Here is a 220-nt window from a genome sequence, read left to right on the forward strand (position 1 = left end):
TTTTCATGGGTGAAAAAGTTACCTGACTGGCAGGATCAAGCAACAGGGAAATGCGGATCAAGCGATAAACATCACATTTTTGTGTCAATGGGGGACTGGTGAAGGGTTACCTTTGAAGTACCAATCTGAACCCATTTTGGGATTGAAATTAATATCGACTTCATCCTCATAAAATACGGGATTTTCTTTTGATGTTTGCGATAATGCTTGATGAATACGT

General features: G+C 39.1%; 1 pseudogene. It reads right to left on the reverse strand.

Annotated elements, in window-relative coordinates:
- Nucleotides 1-93 precede the first annotated feature (93 nt).
- Nucleotides 94-220: pseudogene (locus tag AAC854_RS24035) on the reverse strand (IS630 family transposase); the annotation flags it as partial.

Source organism: Xenorhabdus entomophaga (assembly GCF_037996725.1).
In the GTDB taxonomy this organism is placed as follows: Bacteria; Pseudomonadota; Gammaproteobacteria; order Enterobacterales; family Enterobacteriaceae; genus Xenorhabdus; species Xenorhabdus khoisanae.